General features: G+C 43.0%; 15 protein-coding genes. 10 read left to right on the top strand and 5 right to left on the bottom strand.

The genetic code is table 11. The annotated features are described in order from the left end of the window. Window positions 1-340 precede the first annotated feature (340 nt). From H9565_RS17910 to H9565_RS17895, 4 genes are read left to right on the top strand one after another with little or no spacing between them, the layout of a single operon-like run. Entirely contained in the window at window positions 341-2,227 is a 1,887-nt protein-coding gene (locus tag H9565_RS17910; RefSeq protein WP_215441747.1) for a 3-keto-disaccharide hydrolase, read from the top strand. 12 nt (window positions 2,228-2,239) lie between these two features. Continuing rightward, on the top strand, window positions 2,240-4,189 hold the full coding sequence (locus H9565_RS17905; RefSeq protein ID WP_215441746.1) for a sulfocyanin-like copper-binding protein: 1,950 nt from the start codon (window positions 2,240-2,242) through the stop codon (window positions 4,187-4,189). Window positions 4,190-4,224: 35 nt separating this feature from the next. Continuing rightward, window positions 4,225-4,857 (top strand): PAQR family membrane homeostasis protein TrhA, encoded by a 633-nt coding sequence (gene trhA / locus H9565_RS17900; RefSeq protein WP_215441745.1) that lies wholly within the window; start codon window positions 4,225-4,227, stop codon window positions 4,855-4,857. A gap of 43 nt (window positions 4,858-4,900) precedes the next feature. Continuing rightward, window positions 4,901-7,132, top strand: a complete 2,232-nt coding sequence (locus H9565_RS17895; RefSeq protein WP_215441744.1) for a DUF7133 domain-containing protein — start codon at window positions 4,901-4,903, stop codon at window positions 7,130-7,132. Window positions 7,133-7,136: 4 nt separating this feature from the next. Here the strand turns inward: H9565_RS17895 and H9565_RS17890 are convergent, their stop codons facing one another. Genes H9565_RS17890 through H9565_RS17880 form a run of 3 tightly spaced genes read right to left on the bottom strand, consistent with a single transcriptional unit; the run spans window position 7,137 to window position 9,934 of the window. Beyond that, complete coding sequence (locus tag H9565_RS17890; protein WP_215441743.1) at window positions 7,137-7,952, bottom strand: DUF6503 family protein; 816 nt, start codon at window positions 7,950-7,952, stop codon at window positions 7,137-7,139. A gap of 35 nt (window positions 7,953-7,987) precedes the next feature. Then, window positions 7,988-8,902 (bottom strand): ThuA domain-containing protein, encoded by a 915-nt coding sequence (locus H9565_RS17885; RefSeq protein ID WP_215441742.1) that lies wholly within the window; start codon window positions 8,900-8,902, stop codon window positions 7,988-7,990. A gap of 15 nt (window positions 8,903-8,917) precedes the next feature. Continuing rightward, window positions 8,918-9,934, bottom strand: coding sequence for a LacI family DNA-binding transcriptional regulator (locus tag H9565_RS17880; RefSeq protein ID WP_215441741.1), 1,017 nt, complete (start codon window positions 9,932-9,934; stop codon window positions 8,918-8,920). A 247-nt stretch (window positions 9,935-10,181) separates the two neighbouring features. On the opposite strand from H9565_RS17880, the gene H9565_RS17875 reads away from it, so the two are divergent. From H9565_RS17875 to H9565_RS17855, 5 genes are read left to right on the top strand one after another with little or no spacing between them, the layout of a single operon-like run. Then, entirely contained in the window at window positions 10,182-10,463 is a 282-nt protein-coding gene (locus tag H9565_RS17875) for a carboxypeptidase-like regulatory domain-containing protein (protein WP_215441740.1), read from the top strand. Next, window positions 10,464-13,253: a SusC/RagA family TonB-linked outer membrane protein gene (locus H9565_RS17870; protein ID WP_317195447.1), complete on the top strand. Its 2,790-nt coding sequence runs from the start codon at window positions 10,464-10,466 to the stop codon at window positions 13,251-13,253. It abuts the gene before it with no gap. A gap of 10 nt (window positions 13,254-13,263) precedes the next feature. Next, complete coding sequence (locus H9565_RS17865) at window positions 13,264-14,964, top strand: RagB/SusD family nutrient uptake outer membrane protein (protein ID WP_215441738.1); 1,701 nt, start codon at window positions 13,264-13,266, stop codon at window positions 14,962-14,964. Window positions 14,965-14,992: 28 nt separating this feature from the next. Beyond that, entirely contained in the window at window positions 14,993-18,193 is a 3,201-nt protein-coding gene (locus H9565_RS17860) for a DUF1553 domain-containing protein (RefSeq protein ID WP_215441737.1), read from the top strand. Window positions 18,194-18,205: 12 nt separating this feature from the next. Further along, complete coding sequence (locus H9565_RS17855; RefSeq protein ID WP_215441736.1) at window positions 18,206-19,702, top strand: DUF1501 domain-containing protein; 1,497 nt, start codon at window positions 18,206-18,208, stop codon at window positions 19,700-19,702. A 240-nt stretch (window positions 19,703-19,942) separates the two neighbouring features. Here the strand turns inward: H9565_RS17855 and H9565_RS17850 are convergent, their stop codons facing one another. Continuing rightward, the gene (locus H9565_RS17850; RefSeq protein ID WP_215441735.1) at window positions 19,943-20,857 is read right to left on the bottom strand and encodes a ThuA domain-containing protein; all 915 of its coding nucleotides are present in this window, start codon (window positions 20,855-20,857) and stop codon (window positions 19,943-19,945) included. Between the two features lie 15 nt (window positions 20,858-20,872). Then, window positions 20,873-21,889, bottom strand: coding sequence for a LacI family DNA-binding transcriptional regulator (locus H9565_RS17845; RefSeq protein WP_215441734.1), 1,017 nt, complete (start codon window positions 21,887-21,889; stop codon window positions 20,873-20,875). 248 nt (window positions 21,890-22,137) lie between these two features. Between H9565_RS17845 and H9565_RS17840 the strand changes: the two genes are divergently transcribed. Further along, the gene (locus H9565_RS17840; RefSeq protein ID WP_215441732.1) at window positions 22,138-25,350 is read left to right on the top strand and encodes a SusC/RagA family TonB-linked outer membrane protein; all 3,213 of its coding nucleotides are present in this window, start codon (window positions 22,138-22,140) and stop codon (window positions 25,348-25,350) included. Window positions 25,351-25,352: the final 2 nt, after the last annotated feature.

The following is a 25,352-nucleotide window of genomic DNA, read 5'->3' as shown; positions in this document are numbered from 1 at the left end:
CTGCCAATAGGTGGGAGAGTAGGAAGCCGCCTTGCTTCGAGGTCCCGATCAGTTTTACTGGTCGGGACCTTTTTTTTTCACCATCGCCCGTCCGCATTACAACCCCATTGGAATTCTCTACAAAACAAGATTTTGTTGCATTATATCTTGCATAATTTCCGTTAAAAATTTGCTATTTATTGATAATTATGGGCTGAATAGTAAGTTAATATTAGGTGTGGTTCTTACACTTTTGTATTTTTAGGCTCGTGTAGTTTTTGCTAGAATACTACATGCATCCGCTAATAAAAATACTTTAAAAAACTATCCAGTAATCTATTTTTGATTTCAAACCATACCCATGAAAAGAACTGTACCAATCTTTATCTTAAGTGCATTGTTGTATTCCTGCACAGAAAAGGAAAGGAAAGTAGAAGTGGCAGAATCGGCGCCACAAGAAATTTCGCTTCCTTTTGAATCTATATCGCTCAATGATCTTGGCGATTTTAAAAAAACATCAGGCAATTGGAGCATCGGAGGCGATGTATATGTAGACCGTTTAAAGGATAAACAAATTACGGTTTCTGAAGGTAGCGGGGTATTGGTGAATATTCCCGATAGCGAGTCCAAAGCTCATATCTTTACCAATTTTGAACACGGTGATATAGAACTTGAAGTCGATGTGATGATGCCAAAGGGCTCTAATTCAGGACTCTATTTTCAAGGCCGTTATGAGGTGCAACTTTTTGATAGTTGGAAGACGGAAGAAGCTACTTTCTCCGATATGGGAGGTATTTACCAGCGTTGGGATGCCACCAAGGAGAAAGGGAGTGAAGGCTATGAAGGTAGTGCTCCAAGAATGAATGCGGCAAAAGCGCCAGGATTGTGGCAACATGTTAAGGTTGTTTTCCATGCGCCCCAATTTGATGCGTCGGGCCAAAAGGTCAAAGATGCCGAATTTGAGGAAGTCTGGTTGAACGGGGTCCTTATCCATGAAAATGTTAAGGTTTCTGGTCCTACACGTGCGGCTATTGCAAATGATGAAGTGGCAAAAGCGCCATTGATGATACAAGGTGACCACGGTGCCGTGGCGTTTAAAAACTTCTCCTACAAACTTTACGGAAACCCTAGGTTGTCGTTTGTTGATATGAAGATGAAGGAGTTCGAGAGTGAGCAGGTTCTACTGCCGAATGTGGATACTTTGACTCCCATAAGGGAAGTCGGTACCGATTCGATTTCATCGGCGATGGTCGTTGGGAAAAAGGTAACACGTATATTGGATTACAAGGGAAAAATGCTTGTTCCGGTTACGGGGGATTACCTTTTCGATTTTAAACTCAACCAAGCCGGTGGCCTGCTGATTATAGATAATGATACCGTTGTAAACCATGATGGCAGCTTTACGCTTGATTCCTTAGGTTTGGCCAAGGTGTCGCTGACCAAGGGCGAAGTACCTTTTAGGTTGATATACAACAAACACAATCCGTGGAACATAGGATTTGGCCTGTATGTCGAAGGTCCTGGCATTCAAAGACATTCGGTTCACGCCCAAAGTTCTATAAATGACAGACCTCGCATCAGCAAGAATAGAATTATGGTAGAACCAAGCGATAAGGCGGTAACCCAGCGTAGCTTTCTAATGCACGGGGATGAAAAACGGACCCATTGTATTTCAGTGGGAACCCCTGAGAAAATTAACTACGCCTATGACTTGACTTCCGGTTCTTTGCTGGAGGTATGGAATGGTGAGTTTTTAGACGCTACACAAATGTGGCATGCACGAGGTATCAAACAGCTCGGTGAACCTGCCGGCTTTGCCGTTTCTTTTCATGGGGACCCTGAGTTTGCCCTATTGACCGATGATGCTGCCCAATGGCCTACTGAAATAGCGGAGGAGGACTTTCAAATGTCCCAAGGCTATGAATTGGATAAGAAGGGAATTCCGACATTCATGCGAAAAATAGGGTCTAAAAAACTACTTGATAAAATTAATGTTCTGTCCGGTGAACGGGGCGTAACACGTACTGTTGAAACTACTGGCGATGGTGTTATTTGGCATAAGGTAGCCGATGGGGAGACTATTAAAAAGCTTCCCGATGGTTCTTATATTGTAAATAACGAGAGCTATTTTGTTCATTTTGCCGATGAAGGCTTGGCTCCGACCGTTCGAAAATCTAACGGTAAGGATGAATTGGTAGTGAAAATTCCATCCGGCGAACAAAAAATCCAGTACAACATTATTTGGTAAAAAGAGAAGATCATGCAAACTTTATATAGAACCTTATTTTTTATATTTCTAGTAGTTACGGCCCAACTGGGTATCGCCCAGTCGGATATGGCCAAAAAGGAAGCCCAATTTTATAGTATTGTCGATGTTCCTATTCCTCAGGACGTAGTTCTTGAAGTGGGTGGTATGACACTGACCGACGATGATAATTTGGGGGTCTCGACACGTAGGGGAGAAGTATGGGTTATTGATAAGCCTTACAGTAAATCGCCTTCGTATACAAGATTCGCCAGCGGGATGCACGAAGTTTTGGGATTGAACTATAAAGACAATAGTTTTTACCTCGCACAAAGGGGGGAGCTGACCAAATTGGAAGATAAGGACAATGACGGTGAGGCCGATGTTTATAAAACTATTTATACATGGCCCTTGTCAGGCAATTACCATGATTATTCCTATGGTCCTAAATTTATGGACAACGGAGATATGCTCGTTACCTTAAATCTATCATGGATCGGTCACGGGGCCAGTTTGGTAAAATGGAGGGGCTGGATGTTGAAAATTACACCAGAAGGAGAAATGACCCCTATTGCTACGGGATTGCGCTCCCCTTCAGGTTTTGTGATCAACGATGCCGGTGATGTTTTTTACTCCGAAAATCAAGGAGACTGGGTAGGTTCAGGAAGAATAACCCATTTAGAGAAGGGAACCTTTGCTGGAAACCCTGAAGGTTTGGTATGGACCGACGACCCTAAATCTCCTTTAAAACTAAAGAAAGAGGACATAGAAGAGCAATCGGGGCTAAGCTTGTACGAGTACGCAAAAAAAGTACCGGAATTAAGGGCTCCGGCTATCTGGTTGCCCCATACGATTTTAGGGATTTCCACTTCCGATATGATTTATGATACGACCAAGGGCAATTTCGGGCCTTTTGAAGGTCAGATGTTTGTGGGGGACCAAGGACACAGCAAGATTATGCGCGTGTATATGGAGAAGGTCAACGGAGTATATCAAGGGGCCGTTTTTCCTTTTGTGGAAGGATTTTCCTCAGGTATATTGAGAATGTTATGGGGTAGCGATAACAGTATGTTCGTAGGGATGACAAGTAGAGGTTGGTCGTCAACGGGAAGGAAAATGTTCGGTCTACAGCGATTGGTATGGAACGGAAAAGTGCCTTTTGAAATAAAGACGATGAAGGCCGAAGATGATGGTTTCTTGTTGGAATTTACCAAGCCTATCGATAAAAAATTAGGGGCAGACCTTGCCAGCTATAATGTAACCACTTTTAATTACCTATACCATAATACTTATGGAAGTCCGATTGTCGACCAACAGAAGGGCGAAGTGACCCAAGCCAAGGTTTCAGATGATGGGCGCTCTGTGAAATTGACGGTCAAAGGTATGCGTTTAGGCTTTATTCACCAGCTTAAGATTCCTGATTTAAAGGCTAAAAGTGGGGAAAAGCTGTTGCATGATACAGGATACTACACCTTGAACGAAGTTCCGGGAGGTACATTGAAATCGGAACCCATTGAAACGAATACGGGTAAAAACGGCGTGAAACAACCTAAGCGGGTGAATGAGATGCCCCTACTATGGGTTAATGCCCCTACCGAAAAAATTGTGATCAGTACCAAACCGGGATTGAAATACGATATAGAGGAGCTTAAGCTTAAGCGAAGATCTAGGGTGGCCATCACTTTTAAGAATAATGACGATATGCTCCATAACCTGGTGATTACCGATAGAGGTGAAGCGTCTGTAAATGAAGTGGGTGATAAGGCCTTACATTTAGGCTTGGATGGTGCTGACCTTAATTATGTTCCCGATAGTGAACTGGTATTGGTCCATACGGGAATCGTTCAGCCCGAATCGGAAGAAACCATCTATTTTGATGTACCGAATACTGCTGGGGAATACTGGATTGTTTGTACCTTTCCGGGACATTCGGCTTCAATGAGAATTAAACTTATTGTAGAGTAGCCGAAGTTTGAAGGTACGAGTGTCTTTTAGGTTACATGAACGAGAGAATAGCTTTTTCAAAGGAAGAAAAATACAACACCCTTTCGCATGGTTTAGGGGCTTTATTTGCAGTGATGGGCACGATTATGTTGCTCGTGAAGAACAGCGGTAAGTCCCCCTATGCGACATTTGCTATATTGCTTTACGGCATAAGCTTGATTTCCATGTTTGGGGTGTCGGCGACTTATCACCTTAGTACCAACCCGTGGTTAAAAAGTAAATTACGTGTATTAGATCACATCAATATTTATTTTTTAATTGCGGGTACTTATACGCCCATAGCCTTGATTACGTTGTATAATGGTAATGGATGGCTTATTTTTTATGCGATATGGGGTATTGCCCTCGTAGGTACATTGTTTAAAATTTTCTATACAGGGAAGTTCGAATTTTTGTCATTGGGACTATATTTGGCAATGGGGTGGTTGATCGTTCTTGATTTTAAGAATCTTCTCGATAGCATCCCTTCTTTAGGAGTTTGGCTTTTGTTTCTTGGTGGAGGCTTTTATACCTTTGGAATTCTCTTTTACGCGTGGAATCGCATACCGTTCAATCACTTTATATGGCATATTTTTGTTTTAGGTGGCGCGGCAAGTCATTGGTTTCTCATGTATTTAAATGTAGTTTGAGGCATATTTAGAAGATATAATTATAGCATAAAGTTTTTATAGAATGAAGTATTGTAGATCTACCGTATTTTTTGGCGCGCTTATTCTTTTGTTCAGTAATTGCAAGCCTTCATACGAGGAACCTCAAATAGCATTGGATAGCTATAAGGTAGAAGAAGGTTTTGAACTCGAGGTGGTGGCCTCTGAACCGCTTCTAAAAGCCCCTGTTACCATCGATTTTGATGATCAAGGAAGGATTTGGGTCGCTCAAATGCCGGGATATATGAACGATATGCAAGGGAGTGACGAGACCGCGCCCGTGGGTAGTATCGATATTCTTGAAGATCTTGATAACGATGGGGTCGTAGACCATGCCAAAACTTTTTTGGATAGCCTTGTGATGCCTAGGGCCTTGGCCCATGTGTATGGGGGACTTCTATATTCTGAACCTCCCTTTTTATACTTTGTGGAGATTAAGGATGATAAACCGGTCAATAGGGTCGTTGTAGATTCTATCTATGCCGTAGAGGGGAACCCCGAGCATCAGCCTAACGGCCTGATGATGAACCTCGATAACTGGTTGTACAATGCGAAATCCAATTTCAGGTACCGTCGTGTCAAGGGGGTCTGGAAAAAAGAGGCAACTACCTTTCGGGGGCAGTGGGGTATAAGTCATGATAATTTTGGTAGACTTTATTTTAACGATAATTCAAGACAATTGCTAGGGGACCATGTTTTGCCCAATGTCTTGGTGAAAAACAAATACTATAGCCCGAAATATGGGGTGAATAGAATGTTGACCGATGACCAGAGGGTGTATCCCGTGCACGCTACCACCGTAAATAGGGGCTATGCCAAAGGGGTGTTGAACCAAGATAGTATATTGGTGAAAGCCACGGCCGCTTGTGCTCCCCTTGTCTATAGGGGCGGGGCATTCCCTGAAGCGTATGACGAGAACGTTTTTGTTTGTATCCCTGAGGGGAACCTTATAAAACGCAATCTCTTGACTTTTACGGGAGATTCCACCATAGCGAAACAAGCCTATGAAGGAAAGGAATTCTTGACCTCTACGGATGAAGGGTTTCGACCGGTAAACTTGAACAATGGCCCTGATGGAAGCATATATATTACCGATATGCATCGTGGTATGATAGGGCATCATGCCTATTTGAGTCCTTATCTCAAGAAAAAAGTAGCTGTAAACAAACTCGATACCCTTATTAATTTCGGACGTATCTTACGTGTCAAGAAGCTAGGTCAACCACATGAAGCGGTCCTTAATTTTAGTGAGTTGAATACCAAACAACTCATTGCACTATTAAAGGATAAGAACGGTTGGGTTCGTGACCGTGCCCAACAGCAGTTGATTTACAGAAACCAAAAAGATGCCATAGAAGGATTGGAAAAGCTTCTGCAGGACGAACAAAACCCTATAGCCCAAATACATGCGCTATATACGTTGGAAGGGCTCGATGCCTTGTCGTATGACTTGTTGGCCAAGGCGGCACGCTCAGGGGCTGCTGATCTGACGGCCCATGCACTTGTTTTGCTTCCGCCATTTGTAGCGAAGGCCAATACCGAGCAAACAGAAGCCTTGGTCGCCGAGCTGTTGAACAAAAATAATGTGACTATAGACCTTTATTTAAGTAGCATCATAGGAAACTTAGTGGCCCAAGATGAGTCGCGTTTTCTTCCGGTTATGGAAAAACTAAGTGCCAAGTATGTGAACAAGCCGATATTTACCGAAGCTTTGGTCAGTGGTATCATGGGCGGGGAAGAAGACTTACAGACCGCCATGGCATCGGGGAACCCGAAACTTGCCGAAGCGATGGCAACAAGCGCTACCAAGCGAAAAGAAGATAAGGTTAACCCAATTTTTGCAAGGAAGTCCTTGGTGGAAGACACAAGAACCAGCGGGGCCAAGATGTTTTATGAAATCTGTGCTTCGTGCCACGGGGTAAATGGCCAGGGGATAGAAGGCTTGGCGCCGCCACTAATGGGGTCTGAGCACGTGGCCAATACGGAAAGACTAGGGCTGATAATCTTGCACGGCCTTGAAGGGCCTATAACGGTCAAAGGGGAGCAATACAATTTAAACCTCGCCATGCCGGGACTCATACGGAATGAAGATATTTCCAATAAGGATATTGCCGATATTATATCGTATGTGACCAATGCGTTTTCCGATGAGCCTAAGCGCTTGAATATCGATAAGATCGAAGAGCTACGTCAGACTAAACCCAAAAGCGGAACCGAATACACCGAACAGGAGCTATTGGATTATTCAAAGAAATAAGGGATTAATCTTGCACTATTTTTTCGGTCACGGCCCCTTGTGGTACCTTGAAAACGCTGTTATCGGGTATTTGATCTAGAAAGCGAATGTCGCTGAAAAGACGGGTGTGTTGTTTGTTTTCTCCTAAATTTCCGTCCTTCCATGCGTAATTTTCCAACTGGGAAGGCATCATAAGACCTTGTACCTCGTGATATCCCGAATACACTTTGGCCGTGTTTATCTGTGCATCTTCCTTATTGAAGTAAGAGACGGAATACGTCAGTATCTCGAGCCGAAAGGTTTCGGGGTCGATGTAGAGGTAGTAAACGTCTTCTGGGGTAAGGCCGACTTCCGGGCCAAAGGTAACCTTTAAGGTCTCGTATGTTTTGCCGCCAACAACGGATGTTCCTTCATCGCTAGTAATCACGCCCGGGTCCTTCAATAAAAAGGGCATGCCGAAAAAGTAAAAATCGAGATTGTAATAAAACGCTGGGGAATTTCCGGGGATGTGCGAAGCATCCGGTTTTGCCCATGCCGTTTTTCCGTCAAAACCCACTTCAAAATCCTTTGATTTTAAATAGGCCCTACGGTCTTTTAGGTGGGTAAGTTGGTAAACGGTTTTTCCCTTTTCCTCTATAGTATAGGCCAGACCGACGAACGATTTCCATTGTTGAATGCCACCATGGGCATTGATGCAACGGTCTAGTAGGCTGACCTCTTCGGTCTTGGGAGTGGTGATGACAGGGTCCGATGCTTTGCTTGAAGGCTTCGGCTTGTTCTCTTTACATGCGGTAAACGAACAGAGCAGTAGGGTCAATATAAAAGGGTAGTAATGTTTCAAAATGTTGTTTTGAAACAAAACTACCCTAAAGCCTTTTATTTTCCAATAGGGGAGTCGTCACATTTTAAGTCGCCGACAACATACTGTAGGCCATCCAAGAAAAACTGAAGCAGCTCTGGGTGGTCTAAACTTTGGGCATTATGCGAAGGGGAGCTATAGAAAACGCGGCCTTTGCCATGTCTTTTGATCCAAGAAACATAGTTCTTGTCATTTGTAACCGTATGGCGTATTCCTTCGATCTTGTTATTATCGATATAGAGCAAGGGTCTAAAGTTGTAATCGAAGTAGGCATTCTTGAAAAAGTAGGGCTCGTCTACATGGGTAAGGCCATTTCCTTTAAAGGCCTGTACTAGGGGATGGTTTGGGTCTACTTCCTTAACGTGCATTTCTTGCTGTTTCGGATGGTAGTCAAAGCTACCGCCGGTCATCTTACTGAATTCCATAGAGTTGTTCTGTACAACAATGGCACCGTGTAAGATCATCAGTCCGCCACCCTTGGCTACGTAATCGAGTAAGTTTTTTTCGTATTGTGCCGATTTTGCAGCTATTTCTTGGGCCGAGAAGGAAGTGTTGTCTTCTAATAAATCGGAAAACAGGTCCCTTTTTTTGCCCCTTGGATTGCAATTATTAAATACTACCGCATCGTATTTTTTTAGGTTTTTTTTGTCGAAATTCTCAATGTCGTATCCGACATGTACTTCGAAGGCATCGGTTTTCTTCCCCAAAATTTTAAGCATTTCCACGTTGTGCGGAATGGTCCAATGGTCAAAGCCGGTAGCCTTTGAAAAGACCAGGGTCTTCTTTTTTGATACGTCTTTTACGGTAGTTTCAGACGGGGCCATTTGCTCTATGTGGGCCAGCCATTCGTCGGTAATTTTGAAATTTTCTTGTTGTTGGGCGAAAATGAAACCGGTAACAAGTAAAAATAAGGCGGTAATGTTTGTTTTCATGGGTAATGTGTGTCTTTAGGTTTGGCTAGACTCCCTAGCTATTAATTTATGCTTAATGATAATTTGATCTGCGGATTGAATGTTTATCGACCCGTTTAAGTGGCTGATGATGCTTTGTCCGGCAAGAATGCCCATTTTGTAGCCCGGGTATTCAATTGTGGAAAGGTTGGGCGATATGACTTCGGAGACGGGGTCGTTGTTGAACCCGATGATTTTGATATCCTCGGGAATACGGAATCCCTCTTTTTTAAGCTCTTTGATGCAGTTTACGGCAAAGGTGTCGTTGGAAACGAATATACCGTCGACCTTATGTTTCGAAGCCTTTATATAGGCCACGAACTCTTGAACCTTGTAAATGTTCAAGTCGCTTTCGATAATGTTTTCGGGCCTGACCGGAAGCTTATTTTTATACAGGGCCCTTTTGTATCCTTCCAGACGATCGGTATAAACGTTTCGTCTTAAGCTACCACTTATATGTACGATGTTTTTACAGCCTTTTTCTATGAGATGCTGTGTGGCGTCGTATCCGGCGGCTTCGTTATCTATGGAAATCGTAGGGCAATTGGGTAGGTCGCACAGCCTATCGAAAAACAACAATGGTATTTTTCTATCGGTATAGGTTGTGAAGTGGTCGTAGTTCTCCGTTTCATAGGCCAAGGAGACCAAAAGGGCGTCGATCCCGCTATCAAAAAGCGTCTTTGCATTGAGTTTTTCCTTTTCCTGCGATTCCAACGACTGGCTAATGACCAGGTTGTAGCCGAAATTATTGGCTATTTTCTCTATGCCCGATAATACGGTAGACATAAAAATGGAATTGAGCTTGGGTACGATGACCCCAATGGTTTTGGACCGTTGCTTGCTAAGGTTGGCGGCAAATTTATTGGTTCTATAGCCGGTTTCCTTGGCAACGGACAAGACTTTGTCCTTTGTCTTTTGGCTGATGGCCGGATGGTCGTTCAGACTGCGACTTACAGTGGCGGGAGATATATTCAGCTTTTGGGCCAAGTCGTATATCGTTATTTTTTTAGCCATTTTGGATAGTGCAATGTTTCTGCAACAATATTACGCAACAATTTTTAATGGGCAAGAAAACAAAAGTGTTTTTTGATATAAAAATCAATAAATGTAGTTTTTACTTACTTATTGCGGGAAATAATTAACAAATCATCAAAATATTTGGAATATATTTGCGCAATCGGTTGCGTAATTGAAAGAAATTTATAGTTTTGCTTTTTCGTAATCAATACCAATCAAACTTATCAATCCAAACACCTTATGTATGAAACATCAATTACAAAGTTTTAAATTTATTAGAAGTGCGTTGTCGCTGCTGTTCCTGGTCAGTGCTTTTTCGTTTACGGCCCAGGCGCAAGACGGTTTTGTCGTACAAGGCAAAGTTGTCGATGATGCCGGTATCCCTTTGCCAGGGACATCTATACTTGAGAAAGGAACGACCAATGGCGTCTCGGCAGATTTTGACGGGGAGTATTCTATAGTGGTCTCCGATCGGGACGCTGTTCTAGTGGCTAGTTATATCGGGTTTGCCGAACAGGAAATTTAGATAGCGGGCAATAACCAGATTGATGTGGTTATGGAAGCTAGTGCCGCCAGTCTTGAAGAGGTAGTCGTTGTTGGCTATGGTACCCAAAAGAAATCCGATTTGACGGGGTCGGTCGCCAGCGCAGACCTTCAGGCCTTTGAAGATCAGCCCAATGTGAATATACTTCAGTCCTTACAGGGCTCGGTTGCCGGTCTTAACATTGGAGCGGTGAGTTCGGCCGGTGCAAACCCAAACATTCAGGTGCGGGGGAGAAACACTTTTGCTGTTGATGATGATGGAAATTTGACGGGGAGCGATCCCTTGATCGTTCTTGATGGTGTGATTTATAGGGGAAGCTTAGCCGATATCAACCCTGGTGACATTGGAACCATAGACGTTTTAAAAGATGCCAGTTCACAAGCCATTTATGGTTCTCAAGCGGCAAACGGTGTTATTTTGATTACCTCTAAAAACGGTAAGAAGGATCGCAAGCCGATTATCAACTTCTCTACCTTTTATTCTATGGAGACGCCATCAAATACCTTGACCCCGCTTGGAAGGAGTCAATGGCTTGAACACTACGATAAGATATTTTATGAAGAGGCTTACTTGGCTCCCGACTATACCCAGTTGGATTCTTCCTTTGATCCTTCGACGCGATTCCCATATCAATCTATTCAAGATGGATATAAAAATGGAACGGATACGAATTGGTTGGATTCGGTTACTCAAGCGGCTTCGACCCAAAACACGAACATTAGCATGGCAGGAAATTCAGGTAAGACCTCTTATTTTCTTTCCGCAGGCTATATCGACCAGAAGGGGTGGAAATTGAACGACCAGTATGATCGCTTGAGCTTAAGGGCGAATTTTGATACTAAAGTGAGGGATTGGCTTACCGTTGGGATGCAGACTTTTGCCTCGTTTGGTGACTATTCGGGTCTTGAGGCCAACTTGCGCGGCGGTTATTTATACTCGCCCCTAATACATCCATATAAGGAAGACGGAAGCATAGCTACGGATCCCATAGGAATCTTTCGGAGTCCCTTATTGCGACCGGAAGTCGACCAGTTGGACAAAAGGATGAACATGTTCGGTAATTTCTATGCCCAAATACAACTACCCATTGAAGGCTTGTCGTATCGAATCAACCATGCGATTAATTATAGAACTACACGTGATTATAGGTTTGATCCCATTGGCAATAATTTTACCGGTGGCTCTTCTAAGGAAAACATTTTTCGGGAAGATAGAACTACCGATAACTTATTGACGTATAAAAGGACTTTCAATGAAAAACATGCTTTAGATGTTACGCTCTTGTACGGTTTTGAGGAAAGGGACGGGGAAAATACCATAGCGCGTTCCGGAAATTTTCTAAACCAATCTTTAGGGTATAACAGTTTAGAATCGGGTGATGTGGATCTTCAGCTCGCTGAATCGGGGGCGTTTGACGAAAGCAGTATTTATCAGATGGCACGATTAAATTATCGTTACAACGACAAATACCTTTTGACCTTTACAACCAGGCGTGATGGTTTCTCAGGATTTGGATCGGATAAGAAATTTGGCATTTTTCCTTCCTTGGGACTGGCTTGGACTTTGAGTAATGAAAAATTCGTAAACAAGGCTTTGCCAGGTTTGACAAACCTGAAGTTTCGGGCGACTTACGGACAAACGGGTAACCGTACTGTCGGAAGGTACCGAACCCTTGCCCAGGTAGACGCCGGTTTTCAATATGTATTCGGAGATGGTTCGGGCCCAGCCTATGGCCAAAATATTAACTCATTGGCCAATAATAGCCTCAGTTGGGAAACCACTACCGGCTTAAACCTCGGTCTCGATTTTGGGATGTTAAGCGGAAAAATAAATGGTAGTATCAACTATTACGATACCACCACCGAAGATATTTTATTTGATATCAACCTTCCTCGTATTACTGGATTTTCGACCATACCTACCAATCTTGGGGAAGTGGCCAATAAAGGTCTTGAAGTATCGATTAATTCGGTTAACGTACAATCGGAAAATTTCACTTGGCAAAGTACTTTGAACTTCTCTATCAACAGTAATGAAATTGTCACCATTTTAGGTAGGGATGACGATAATGACGGTGTTGAAGATGATTTGATTACCACCCGGGGTAGGCTTATACCGGGCGAGTCGATTCAAACCATATATGATTATTCCGATACCGGAAACATCTATCAACTTAACGATGATATACCCGATGGGTATAATCCCGGTAACAGAATTCTTGAGGATCTTGACGGTGACGGTTTAATTTCGGCCGATAAGGATCGTAAGGTCTTAGGGCGTGCGGAAGAAGCGTATCGATTTAGTATTTACAACGAGTTTAATTATAAGGATTTTACGTTCAGCGCATTTATAAATTCTGTTCAAGGAGGTAAAGATGGGTATTTGGGTCGTGTTAATCCAACCTCCTCAGTAGGGGAATGGCAGCATGATAATGCTAGTACTTATAATATCGTAAGAGAATTTGATGCTTGGTCTCCTGCTAATTCCAATGCGGCGCACTCAGGGGTTTTGTATGATGACCCTATTAATGCCCAGCGTTATGAAGACCGAAGTTTCGTTCGCTTGCAAGATGTTAGGTTGGCCTATAATTTTCCTGACCAAATTAGCGAGAAGCTAGGGGTGGAGAAATTTAGGTTGTTTATAGCGGGCAAAAACCTTTATACCTGGACGGACTGGATAGGTACCGATCCGGAAATAAGCGGCAATGCCTTTGATTTGAACCAAGCGCCCGTCATGACGAGCTATTCAATTGGTCTTAACTTAACTTTTTAAAATTAGTACTATGAAACTATATAAGTATACAATTATAGCTTGCTTCCTTATACTTGCGGTAGCTTGTGATGAAGATCAATTGATAGAAAAACCATTGGATTTTTTAAGTCCTGAGATTTCTTATGTCGCCCCTGCCGATATCGAGGCGGCATTGGTTTCTAATTACGGCCGGATGCGGGCCTTGCACAATGGAGAGATTACGGAATTGATGCATTCGGGAACTGATTTGTGTATGTCGGCAAGGAGTCCGGAAACCCAGCGTTTGGGAGATTACAGAACCCAGTTGTTGCCTTCCTCCGGCGTGGCCTTGAATTTTTGGAACCGCTACTATAAAATTATCTTTAATTCCAATGCCATTCTTGCGAGAATCGAGAACATCGAGTATGATGATGCGGCTGAAAAGAATTTGCATATTGCCGAGGCCCGATGGTTTAGGGGCTATGCGTACAGGTCCTTGGGTTTTCTGTATGGTGGGGTGCCCATTGTTCTGGAAGAAATAGGCTCGCCTCGAAGGGATTTCGTTAGAAGTACCGTTGAGGAAACTATAGATCAAGCGATTTCGGACCTTGGTTTCGCGGCTGCCAATTTACCTAGCGTAAATGAGGTCAAGGCCGATGGAAGGTTGAACAATGCTGCGGCCAATCACTATCTGGTAGAACTGTATCTGGCAAAGGACGATTTGGAAGGGGCGGTGGCTACGGCTTCTAAAGTGATCAACGACCCGAACATCAGTCTTATGACAGCGCGTTTTGGGAATAGGGCTTCCGATGAAGGGGATCCTTATTGGGACTTGTTCCAACGTTTTAATCAAAACAGAAGCTCAGGTAATACCGAAGGTATTCTGGTCTTGCAGGAAGAGTTTAATATCCCTGGTAATACACAGATTTCCTTAAGTGGAAGCAATTCTGAGAATGCGTTTAGATATGAGCGTTGGTACGGTAGTTTGTATTGGTTTTTGAACGACCCTGACGGGGAAAAAGTATTCTTGGGGCCTACCTCGAAAAATATCGGGAGACCCGTGGGCTTTATACGTCCTACGCCTTACTTTACCCATACCATCTGGGGATGGGATAGTGCTACATCGACATTCGATACGGATCTGAGAAATGAGAATAGAAGTATTCAAAGAGACTGGACCGTTGATAATCCTGGATCGGCGTACTTCGGTCAAAAAATAAGTGATTTTCCTCAATCATGGTTTGATAACCTATCGGCTCAAGATACCTTACGTGATTATTATCCGAACGTAACTAAAATTTCTACGCCCAATGATCATCCCGTTGAGATCTTGGCAGACCCTGCAACGGGTCAAGTAGCCAATTCCGCTGGACAAACGTTTACGGATTGGTATCAGATTCGATTGGCAGAGACCTATTTGCTTCGGGCAGAGGCATATTTGGCCCAAGGCAATTTTTCCAAGGCTGCGGATGATATCAATATGCTGCGAAATAGGGCAGGGGCAGAGCCTGTGGAGGCCAGTGAAGTAGATATTGATTATATCCTTGATGAGCGTATGAGGGAATTGAATTATGAGGAAAACAGAAGAATGACCTTGAGTAGGTTAAACTTACTTTACGATAGGACGGTTCTCGGCAATCCTTTTGCGGGACTTACTATCGAGCCTTTTAATAACCTGTTCCCTATCCCATTTGCCGAAATAGAACTAAATACCTTAGGGGAACTCGAGCAGAACCCAGGATACGTTAATTAGATTGTATATTAGACTAAAGAAGAGAACTATGCCATTGAATGATAATAAGTTGATTTCATTAAATAGATGCTTTGAGCGTACAAAGGCGGTTTTGTTTGTTGCTTTTCTAATTTTATTGGCATCGGCATGTTCCGATAAGGGTTATGAAAAATATGCCGATGTCCTTCCTGAAAAAGTTGATTTTAATTACCATATAAAACCTATACTTTCCGATCGATGTTTTACTTGTCATGGGCCCGATAAAAATGGGGTTAAGGCAGGTTTGAGATTGGATATTCCCGAAGGGGCATTGAAAAAGACGCTCCAATCGGGAGGGCATGCCTTTGTTCCCGGAAGTATTGGAAAAAGTGGGGCCTATCAAAGAATGGTTTCGGATGACCCCGAATTACAGATGCCCCCACCGAAGTTCAATCTGTCGATGACCGAATTTGAAATCGCCATGATTGCAAAATGGATCGACCAAGGGGCGGAGTACAAACCGCACTGGTCTTATGCAAGCCTGAAAAAGACTTCGGTGCCCAAGGTGAAGAATGAGGATTGGTTGCAGAACCCTATAGATAATTTTGTTCTGAAAAAACTGGAAAACAATGGGTTGAAGCCCAATGTTAAAGCGGATAAGGAATTATTGCTAAGAAGGCTTTCCCTTGATTTAACAGGACTTCCTCCTACCATAGATGAAATCGACGATTTTATGGCCGACGACAGTGACAAGGCCTATGAAAAGGTGGTCGATCGCCTGTTGTCATCTTCGCATTATGGGGAGCGAATGGCGGTAGAATGGCTCGATATCGCACGCTATGCCGATTCCCATGGCTACTCCACCGACGGGGTTAGGACCATGTGGCCGTGGCGTGATTGGGTTATCGATGCATTCAATAGTAATATGCCGTACAATGATTTCATTACATGGCAAGTGGCCGGCGATAAATTTCCGAATGCCACACGTGAACAAAAGCTGGCAACGGCCTTTTTGAGAAATCAGAAACTAAATGCCGAAGGAGGTATTGTGTTGGAGGAATTTTTGGTCGAATATGCGGCCGACCGTGCGGAAACCGTATCAACGGCCTTTTTGGGCTTGACGATGCAGTGCGCGAAATGCCATGACCATAAATATGACCAAATTTCCCAAAAGGAATATTTTCAATTTTTTAGTTTTTTCAACAGCGTCAATGAAAGGGGAATGACCCCTAATGATGGTAATTCGGGGCCACAGCTATTGCTGACTACCAAAGAGGTCGATGACGTTATAGCCTATATCGATTTTCAGGTCGATAGTTTGCAGAAAAAACTATCGCCTTTAAAAACATCGCTGGATGTTGATAAATATAGCCACCCTAAATTGGATTTAAATGACGGTTTGCTAGTCGATATTTCATTCGAAAACAGCAATTCAAAAAAGGTCTATGATGCTAGTAGGGCTCAAAAAACCTATGACGTAGGAGGTGAATTTGAACCGGTCAAAGGTAAGAAGGGGCAAGGGTTTAAGTTTACGGGGTATGACGTTCTTCGAATCAATGATACGAAGTTGGATTTTGATGTGTCGGATCCTTTTTCTTTTAGTTTCTGGGTCAATTCGCATCACGAGAACGAGTACATGCCCTTATTGATGCATGTTGGGGGTAAAAATGACAATTATAAGGGGTATGAGATGACGGTCTTAAACGGCTATCCTACCATACGGCTTATCAATAGTTTGCCGGCCAACATGATTTCGGTGCGTACGGAGAAGCCGCTCGCTAAAGATGAATGGGTGCATTTGACCTTTGTTTATGACGGGTCGGGAAGTGCCAGTGGTATTCAAATTTATAGCGATGGTAAAAAGTCGAAAAAGCAAGTGCTTTTAGATGAACTCACTAAAGCCATCTCCCGGGGTAATGGAAGGATAACCCTTGGTGGGAAAATCGATTATCAGGTCGAAGTAGACGGTTTTGGTCTAATGGATGATCTGAAAATTTACAATAGGGAGTTAAGCGAGGTTGAAGCCTTTGCTTTGTTCGAGGAAGCTAAAGTGGCTCCGGACAACTTCTCGAAAGAGGCGTTAAAAGAGCACTATTTGCTTACGGAGAGTAGTGAGCAAAAAGCGATAAGCAACAAGATTAAATCGCTTCGGGAAGAGAAAAATACCATATTGGATACCGTTCCTACGGTTATGATAATGGGAGACCTTAAAGAGCCTAGGCCTACTTATATTCTTGATAGGGGGGCTTATGATATTCCTCTGGAGGAAGTTTCCGCCGGAACACCTGAGGATATTTTTCCCTTTACTGAAGAATTTCAACCCGATCGTTTGGGGTTGGCCAATTGGTTGGTCGATGAAAGGAATCCCTTGACGGCAAGGGTGACCGTAAACCGTTATTGGCAACTATTGTTCGGTCAAGGTATCGTAAAAACGGTGGAAGATTTCGGTAATCAAGGTGCCTTGCCGCATCATCCTGAATTATTGGATTATTTGGCCAAATCTTTTATCGATTCTGGGTGGGATGTCAAAAAAATGATGAAAACCATTGTAATGTCGGCTACCTATCAACAGTCGTCTAGAGTTCCCGTTGATGAAAGAAAAGATGATCCGGACAATGAAATGTTGGCCCGTGGTCCGAGCAACAGGTTGCAAGGGGAATTTATACGAGATTTGGCCTTGGCATCGAGCGGCCTACTGGTTGATGAAATTGGAGGGGCCAGTGTAAAACCATACCAACCCGAAGGGCTCTGGGAGGAAATTACAGGAAACTCGGTTTATTTAAGGTCTTATCGGGAAGATGAAGGGGATAAGCTGTATAGAAGGTCGCTTTATACGTTTTGGAGGAGGGCTTCGCCACCGCCTACGATGACGATTTTCGATGCGCCCTCTAGGGATTACTGTATCGTGAAAAGGGCAGAGACCAACACTCCCTTACAGGCGCTCTCCTTGCTCAACGACCCTCAATTTGTGGAGGCGGCCCGCGTACTTGCTGAAAGGGTGGTCAGGGATGAAAGTGAAATACGGGAACAAATAATACTGGCCTATCGTTTGCTAACGGGCATAACCCCCGATAAAAATACGATTCAACTTTTAGAGGAACATTACGCCAAGGAGAAGGTGCATTTCGAGAACAATCCCGAGGAAGCAAAAAAATTATTGGCCTTAGGTTATACCCCGGTAAAAATGGGGCAATTTCCGGTAGAGGTGTCGGCCATGACCGTGGTGTGCAATACGATCATGAGTTTTGATGAAACGATTATGAAAAGATAAAACAAGGTACAGATGAAATTTTCGGATTTAAATAAGTTCCATAATCAATCGGAAGTAAGGCAAGGTCTTGAAATCAATAGGAGGCATTTTCTTACCAAGGCAGGTTTCGGTATTGGGGGCATGGCCTTGGCGGCCCTTTCCAATCCGCTCAAGGCTTTGGGCCAGGTGGGCAGCATGGGGAGTCCCCCGCCGGGTATGCCCGATATGCGACATTACGCCCCAAAGGCAAAAAGGGTGATCTACCTTTTTCAAAGTGGTGGCCCTTCTCAGCATGACCTTTGGGATTATAAGCCCTTGCTTGAAACAATGAACGGTGAGGAACTTCCCGATTCTATTAGGCAAGGTCAGCGTATAACCGGAATGACGGCAGGTCAGCAATCTTTTCCCTTGGCAGGGGCTCAGTTCAAGTTTGACCAGTATGGGGAAAGTAGGGCTTGGGTAAGCGAGCTTATGCCCCATACGGCAAAGATCGTTGATGAACTGTGTTTTATAAAGAGTATGAACACCGATGCCATAAATCACGACCCGGCCATAACCTTTTTTCAGACGGGGTCACAACAACCGGGAAGACCTTGTATCGGTTCTTGGTTGAGCTATGGCTTGGGTAGTTCTAATAAGAATTTGCCCGAGTTTTGTGTTTTGCTTTCCGATGGCAGTGGAAACCTGGCGCCCCAACCCTTGAACTCACGTCTGTGGGGAAGTGGTTTTTTACCTTCTTTGCATCAAGGGGTACAATTTAGGTCGGGAAAAGACCCCGTATTGTTTTTGAATAACCCCGATGGGATTTCCGATATGTCGCGCAGGTCTTCATTGGATTATTATCAAAAAATTCAGGAAATGCAGTACCAGAAGGAGCAAGATCCTGAAATACAAACCCGTATTGCACAGTATGAAATGGCCTATCGTATGCAAACTTCGGTGCCAGAAGTGATGGATGTCACAAAAGAACCCGACCATATTTATGAAATGTACGGGCCTGACTCACGAATTCCCGGCACCTATGCCGCTAATTGTTTGTTGGCAAGACGTTTGGTCGAACAAGATGTCAACTTTATTCAGTTGTACCATCGTGGGTGGGACCAACATGGAAACCTGCCGAAACAAATTCGGGGACAATGTAAGGACACGGATCAGCCTTCAGCGGCACTGGTACAAGATTTAAAGCAAAGAGGTTTGTTGGAAGATACCTTGATCGTATGGGGAGGAGAATTCGGTAGAACCAATTATTCCCAAGGAAAATTGACCAAAACCAATTATGGTAGGGATCATCATCCCAGGTGTTTTACCATTTGGATGGCCGGCGCCGGTGTAAAAAAGGGATTTAGTTACGGGGAAACCGATGAGTTCGGATATAATATTATCAGTAATCCGGTTCATGTACATGATTTTCAGGCAACCCTTATGCATTTGCTCGGGTATGACCACGAAAAACTTACGTATAAACACCAAGGTAGAAGATTTCGATTGACCGATGTACACGGACACGTAATGAAGGATATTCTAACCTGATTTCTTCTGTGGTTGGAAAGGCTTAAGACCATATCATTGGGCTTAGGGACTACCACGGCCTAAGAAAGTGACAGGGGCAATGCAAAACCATGTGGTTTTGCATTGCCCCTGTCTATTTGTACTGGCGATGCTTCGCGCGGCCAGAATCGGTTTTTGACTTGTTTACGGTAGTGGAAATACGGAAAGTATCCTTGTGCAAGTCAAAAGAACCCTAGTTTAAAACAACGATTTTAATTCCCTTTATTTTCCGATAGGGGAGTCGTCACATTTTAAGTCGCCAACAACATATTGTAGGCCATCCAAGAAAAATTGAAGTAACTCGGGGTGGTCTAGACTTTGGGCGTTATGTGATGGGGAACTATAAAAAACGCGGCCTTTGCCATGTCTTTTGATCCAAGAAACATAGTTTACCTTTTCGTCGACTTCCTTTTTCATGCCTTCTAGCTTATCGATTTCAATATAAAGTAAGGGCCTGAAATTATAGTCGAAATAGGCATTGTTGAAAAAGTAGGGCTCATCCACATGGGTTAATCCATTTCCTTTAAAGGCTTGTACCAGTGGATGCTTGGGGTCAACTTCCTTTACGTGCATTTCTTGTTGTCTCGGATGGTAGTCAAAGCTGCCGCCTGTCATTTGGCTGAACTCCTTAGAGTTGTTCTGAACGGTAATGGCGCCATGTAGGATCATAAGTCCGCCACCCTTGGCTACGTAGTTCATTAAATTGGTCTCGTACTGCTTTGATAGGGCGGTGATTTCTTGGTCGGGAAGATTTGAATTTTGCTGTAATAAATCCCAGAACAAATCTCGCTTCGGTCCCGAGGGATTGCAATTATTAAATACAACCGCATCATATTTTTTTAGGTTCTTTTTGTCGAAGCTTTCAACGTCGTAAGCGATGTGGACCTCAAAGGCATCGGTTTTTGTGCCTAAAATCTTAAGCATTTCCGCGTTATGCGGAATGGTCCAGTGGTCAAAGCCGGTAGCCTTTGAAAAAACCAGTATTTTCTTTTTTGACACGTCTTTTACAGTGGTTTCGGACGGGGCCATTTGTTCTATTTGGGCCAGCCATTCATCGGTAATTTTAAATTTTTCTATTTGCTGGGCAAAAATGAAACCGGTAACAAGTAAAAATAAGGCGGTAATATTCTTTTTCATGGGTAATTCGTGTCTTTAGATTTGGGTAGATTCCCTAGCTATTAATTTATGTTTGATGAGGATTTGGTCGGCGGACTGAATATTGATCGAGCCGCTTAAGTGGCTGATGATGCTTTGTCCGGCAAGAATGCCCATTTTGTAACCGGGGTATTCAATTGTGGATAGGCTGGGCGATATGACCTCGGAGACGGGGTCGTTGTTGAACCCGATAACTTTAATGTCCTCGGGTATACGGAATCCTTCTTTTATTAGCTCCTTGATGCAGTTTACGGCAAAGGTGTCGTTGGAAACGAATATACCGTCTACCCCGTGTTCCGAAGCTTTTATACGGGCTACGAACTCCTTTACCTGGCCGATGTTGAGGTCGCTTTCGATAATGTTTTCGGGCCTGACCGGAAGCCCGTTTTTGTACAGTGCTTTTTTATATCCTTCCAGTCTGCCCGCGTAAACGTTGCGCTTAAGGCTACCACTTATATGTACGATGTTTTGGCAACCGTTTTCTATGAGATGCTGCGTGGCGTCGTATCCAGCGGCTTCGTTGTCGATTGAAATCGTGGGGCAATTGGGAAGGTCGCATACCCTATCGAAAAACAAAAGCGGTATTTTTCTATCGGTATAGGTGGTAAAATGTTCGTAATCGTCCGTCTCATAGGCCAAGGAGACCAAAAGGGCGTCGACACCGCTATCAAAAAGCGTTTTTGCGTTGAGTTTTTCCTTTTCCTGTGATTCCAACGACTGGCTAATGACCAGGTTATAGCCGAAATTATTGGCTATTTTCTCTATGCCCGATAAAACGGTAGACATAAAAATGGAATTGAGCTTGGGTACGATGACTCCAATGGTATTGGATTTTTGTTTGCTGAGGTTGGCGGCGAACTTATTGGTTCTATAACCGGTTTCCTTGGCAACGGACAAGACTTTGTCCTTTGTCTTTTGGCTGATGGCCGGATGGTCGTTCAAGCTGCGACTTACAGTGGCGGGGGAGATATTCAGCTTTTGGGCCAGGTCGTATATCGTTATCTTTTTTGCCATTTTGGTTAGTGCAATGTTACTGCAACAATATTACGCAACAAATTGAAATATACAAGAGTATTTCTGTAATAATTCTTTTAATCGTATTAGTTTCAGTTAAATTCAGAGTTTTTGGATGTGATTATTGTATAATTATCAAGTTTTGTGTAATTAATTTACGCAATCGGTTGCGCAATTCATAAATTTTTATAGTTTTGTTTCCTGTCAATTAGACCTAAATAATCAAACCCAATTTTAACTCACTCTTTATGAAACAATTATTAAGTGATTTTAAGCTCTTAAGGCAATCGTTATGTCTCGTGGGGCTCGTATGGATTTTTTCGTTTTCGGCTTATGCCCAAGATGAATTTACTGTTGCAGGAACTGTGACAGATGAATATGACGCTCCACTTCCCGGTGCTACTGTGGTAGAGAAGGGAACAACTAATGGTGTGTCTACAGATTTTGATGGAAACTATTCTATTTCCGTTGCCAATCAAAACTCAGTAATCGTAATTAGCTATATAGGTTATGCGGCTCAAGAAATTCCCGTGGCCGGAAATACTGAGGTAAATGTTTCGCTTGATCCCAGCGCTTCTTCATTGGATGAAGTCATTGTTGTAGGTTATGGAGCGGTCAAGAAAAAGGATTTAACAGGGTCAGTTGCTCAAGTTGATGCAGCTGAACTATCCAACCAATCCGTAAATTCGGTTACTGATGTTTTGCGCGGTAACGTAGCGGGACTTAATATAGGTTTTTCTGCATCACCAAAAGGAACGAGTCAGATTCAAATCAGGGGTAATAATAGTCTAACGGCAGGTACTAGCCCATTAATTGTTGTAGATGGTATACTTTATACAGGTGACCTTTCAGATATTAACCCGGCAGACATTGATAAATTAGATGTGTTAAAAGATGCTAGTTCAGCGGCTGTATATGGTGCGCGTGGAGCTGGTGGTGTCATCTTGGTAACTACTAAAAAAGGGTCTAGTGACAAACCTGTTATTACAATCAATTCCAGTGTTGGTTTTGCAAGTGAACAGAACCCGGTTAGACCTTATAGCCCAGACGGTTATGCTAATTGGCGTGTGGATGTTTTTAAAAGTAGTAGAGGTCAGCTAGCCTCTGAAAACCCAGGTATATTTGATAATCCAAATGACCTTCCCGATGGTGTCTCAGTAGATGAGTGGCTGGCTTATACCGGTGCACAAGGAGACCCGACAACGGCATGGTTGACAAGGATAGGGTTTCAAGATGTTGAAGTGCAGAATTATCTAGCTGGCAAAAGTATTGATTGGTATGATAAAATAATGCAAACCGGCTTTAGAAATGAACAAAATGTAAGTATTTCCGGTCGCAACGGAGGTTTGAATTATTACTGGTCTATTGGCCGGACATCCAATGAAGGCATTGTTGTTGGGGAAAAATTTGAAGCACTGCGATCGCGCTTAAATTTAGATGCCAAAGTAAATACTTGGCTAACCGTGGGAATGAACACCCAATTTGCGAAACGAAATGAAGGGTTTATTCCTGCTGATCAAAACCAGGTCTTTAGTTCCTCCCCTTGGGGTTCGGAATTTAATGATGAAGGTACTCTTTTAAGGATAAGCCCTCAAGATGATCCAGGAGCGGGTGCCTCATCGGCCTTTTTACGACCAACTTATGATGATTTAGTTGATTTGGAACACACTTTCAATTCAAGGGTGTATGCTAAGGTGCAGTTGCCTTTGGGCTTTTCTTATGAACTTGGCTTTACGAATAGGTTGGATATTGAAGAATACTTTGTTCATGCATCTTCTTTAAACCCTAATAATGTCGTAGGACGCGCACAGAGGTGGAATAGAAAACAAAAAGAGTATCAGTTGGATAATATTATACGCTGGGACAAAATAATAAATAAGCATACGTTTGGTCTAACGGCCCTATTTTATGCGGAAAAGTTTGAAACCTATACCACCATAGCTAACGCGAATACCTTTGAGCCTAGTGATGCCTTAGGCTTTAGTAATTTACAGGCGGGTACAAATCAAACGGTGTTTACTGATGATGAAGAGACTACGGGAGATGCTATTATGACCAGGTTCAATTATAACTATGATTCTAGGTATAATTTGAGTTTAACTATGAGGCGAGATGGGTATTCCGCATTTGGTCTTAACAATAAAAGAGCCTATTTTCCTTCTGTTGGAGGAGCTTGGACGGTATCTGAAGAGAATTTTTTTAAATCCGATTTTGTTACCTTTCTAAAACTGAGAGCATCCTATGGTGAGAATGGGAACAGAGGTTTTGGTAGTGCTAGAGGAATTAGCACTAGTCCTAATCCCGGAGGCTTTAGATCGTTCAATAATGAAAGAGGCTTGGGTGCATATGCGCAGTTGTCAGAGTTGTCCGGAGGTAATTATCTCAATGTAGATGGCGGCACCGTTGTTCCAGTTCCAACATTTAATAACAATACCATAGCAAATCCTGATTTAAGATGGGAAAGAACAAAGGCGGTCAATTTAGGACTTGACTTTAGCTTTGCGGGAGGTATTGTAGAGGGGTCTATTGATGCCTACCGAAATGTTACTACGGACTTAATCGTACGTAGGCAATTGCCAAGTGTAATAGGCTTTAACGAAGTTTTTACAAACTTAGGAGAAGTTCAGAATAAGGGTCTTGAATTTGTAGTTTCAACCCAAAACTACAACCGGGAGAACTTCAGCTGGAATACGAGTTTCAATTTTTCATTGAATAGAAATAAAATCAACGCCCTGTACGGAGACTTGGATGAAAACGGAAATGAACTTGATGATTTAACTACCCAAAGATTTATTGGTCAGGCAACGGATGTTATATGGGATTACGAGGTTTTGGGAGTTTGGCAAAACAATGAAGCGGCCCAAGCTGCGGAGCTTGGTTTTGAACCAGGTGATTTTAAATTAAGGGATGTTAATGGAGATGGCATTTTTACAGATGATGACAAGGTTTTTGTTGGCAACCGTTCACCTCAGTTTAATATGGGTATGTCCAACCGTTTTTCTTTTCTTAAAAATTTCGACTTTTCTTTTGAGTGGTATGCTAGACTCGGTCAAAAACGAGTATTCAATGAGGCAAAAAATAGAAACGGTTTTGTTGATAGGGTAAACTCACCACAAACTCCTTATTGGACACCGGATAATCCACTTGATGATTATGCCCGTTTGTTTTCAAATGACGGTCCGGGTTTTAATGTTTATAGAAGTAGTTCATTCGTTCGCTTAAGCAATATAACACTGGCCTATAGACTTCCGGAAACAATTTTGTCAAAATTATCAATGTCTAGTGCACGTATTTATGCAAATATTAGAAATGCGGCTGTTTGGGCTCCGGATTGGGATTTTTATGATCCAGAAGGTTCAAACGTAAATGGAGCATCAAGAGGTTCTAATGGTCTCTTCAGTGCTAATGGTCGAGAACCAACACCAAGATTCTTTACGGTAGGTATCGATTTAAGTCTATAACA

Source organism: Zobellia russellii, assembly GCF_018728565.1.
Classification (GTDB): domain Bacteria; phylum Bacteroidota; class Bacteroidia; order Flavobacteriales; family Flavobacteriaceae; genus Zobellia; species Zobellia russellii.
This window is presented reverse-complemented; position numbering and strand designations above follow the sequence as displayed.

Coding starts and splice junctions, on each gene's coding strand:
- H9565_RS17850 (WP_215441735.1), bottom strand. CDS start 20,857: ATGAAAAAGAATATTACCGCCTTATTTTTACTTGTTACCGGTTTCATT.
- H9565_RS17865 (WP_215441738.1), top strand. CDS start 13,264: ATGAAACTATATAAGTATACAATTATAGCTTGCTTCCTTATACTTGCG.
- H9565_RS17905 (WP_215441746.1), top strand. CDS start 2,240: ATGCAAACTTTATATAGAACCTTATTTTTTATATTTCTAGTAGTTACG.
- H9565_RS17875 (WP_215441740.1), top strand. CDS start 10,182: ATGAAACATCAATTACAAAGTTTTAAATTTATTAGAAGTGCGTTGTCG.
- H9565_RS17885 (WP_215441742.1), bottom strand. CDS start 8,902: ATGAAAACAAACATTACCGCCTTATTTTTACTTGTTACCGGTTTCATT.
- H9565_RS17895 (WP_215441744.1), top strand. CDS start 4,901: ATGAAGTATTGTAGATCTACCGTATTTTTTGGCGCGCTTATTCTTTTG.
- H9565_RS17860 (WP_215441737.1), top strand. CDS start 14,993: ATGCCATTGAATGATAATAAGTTGATTTCATTAAATAGATGCTTTGAG.
- H9565_RS17845 (WP_215441734.1), bottom strand. CDS start 21,889: ATGGCAAAAAAGATAACGATATACGACCTGGCCCAAAAGCTGAATATC.
- H9565_RS17840 (WP_215441732.1), top strand. CDS start 22,138: ATGAAACAATTATTAAGTGATTTTAAGCTCTTAAGGCAATCGTTATGT.
- trhA (WP_215441745.1), top strand. CDS start 4,225: ATGAACGAGAGAATAGCTTTTTCAAAGGAAGAAAAATACAACACCCTT.
- H9565_RS17855 (WP_215441736.1), top strand. CDS start 18,206: ATGAAATTTTCGGATTTAAATAAGTTCCATAATCAATCGGAAGTAAGG.
- H9565_RS17910 (WP_215441747.1), top strand. CDS start 341: ATGAAAAGAACTGTACCAATCTTTATCTTAAGTGCATTGTTGTATTCC.
- H9565_RS17880 (WP_215441741.1), bottom strand. CDS start 9,934: ATGGCTAAAAAAATAACGATATACGACTTGGCCCAAAAGCTGAATATA.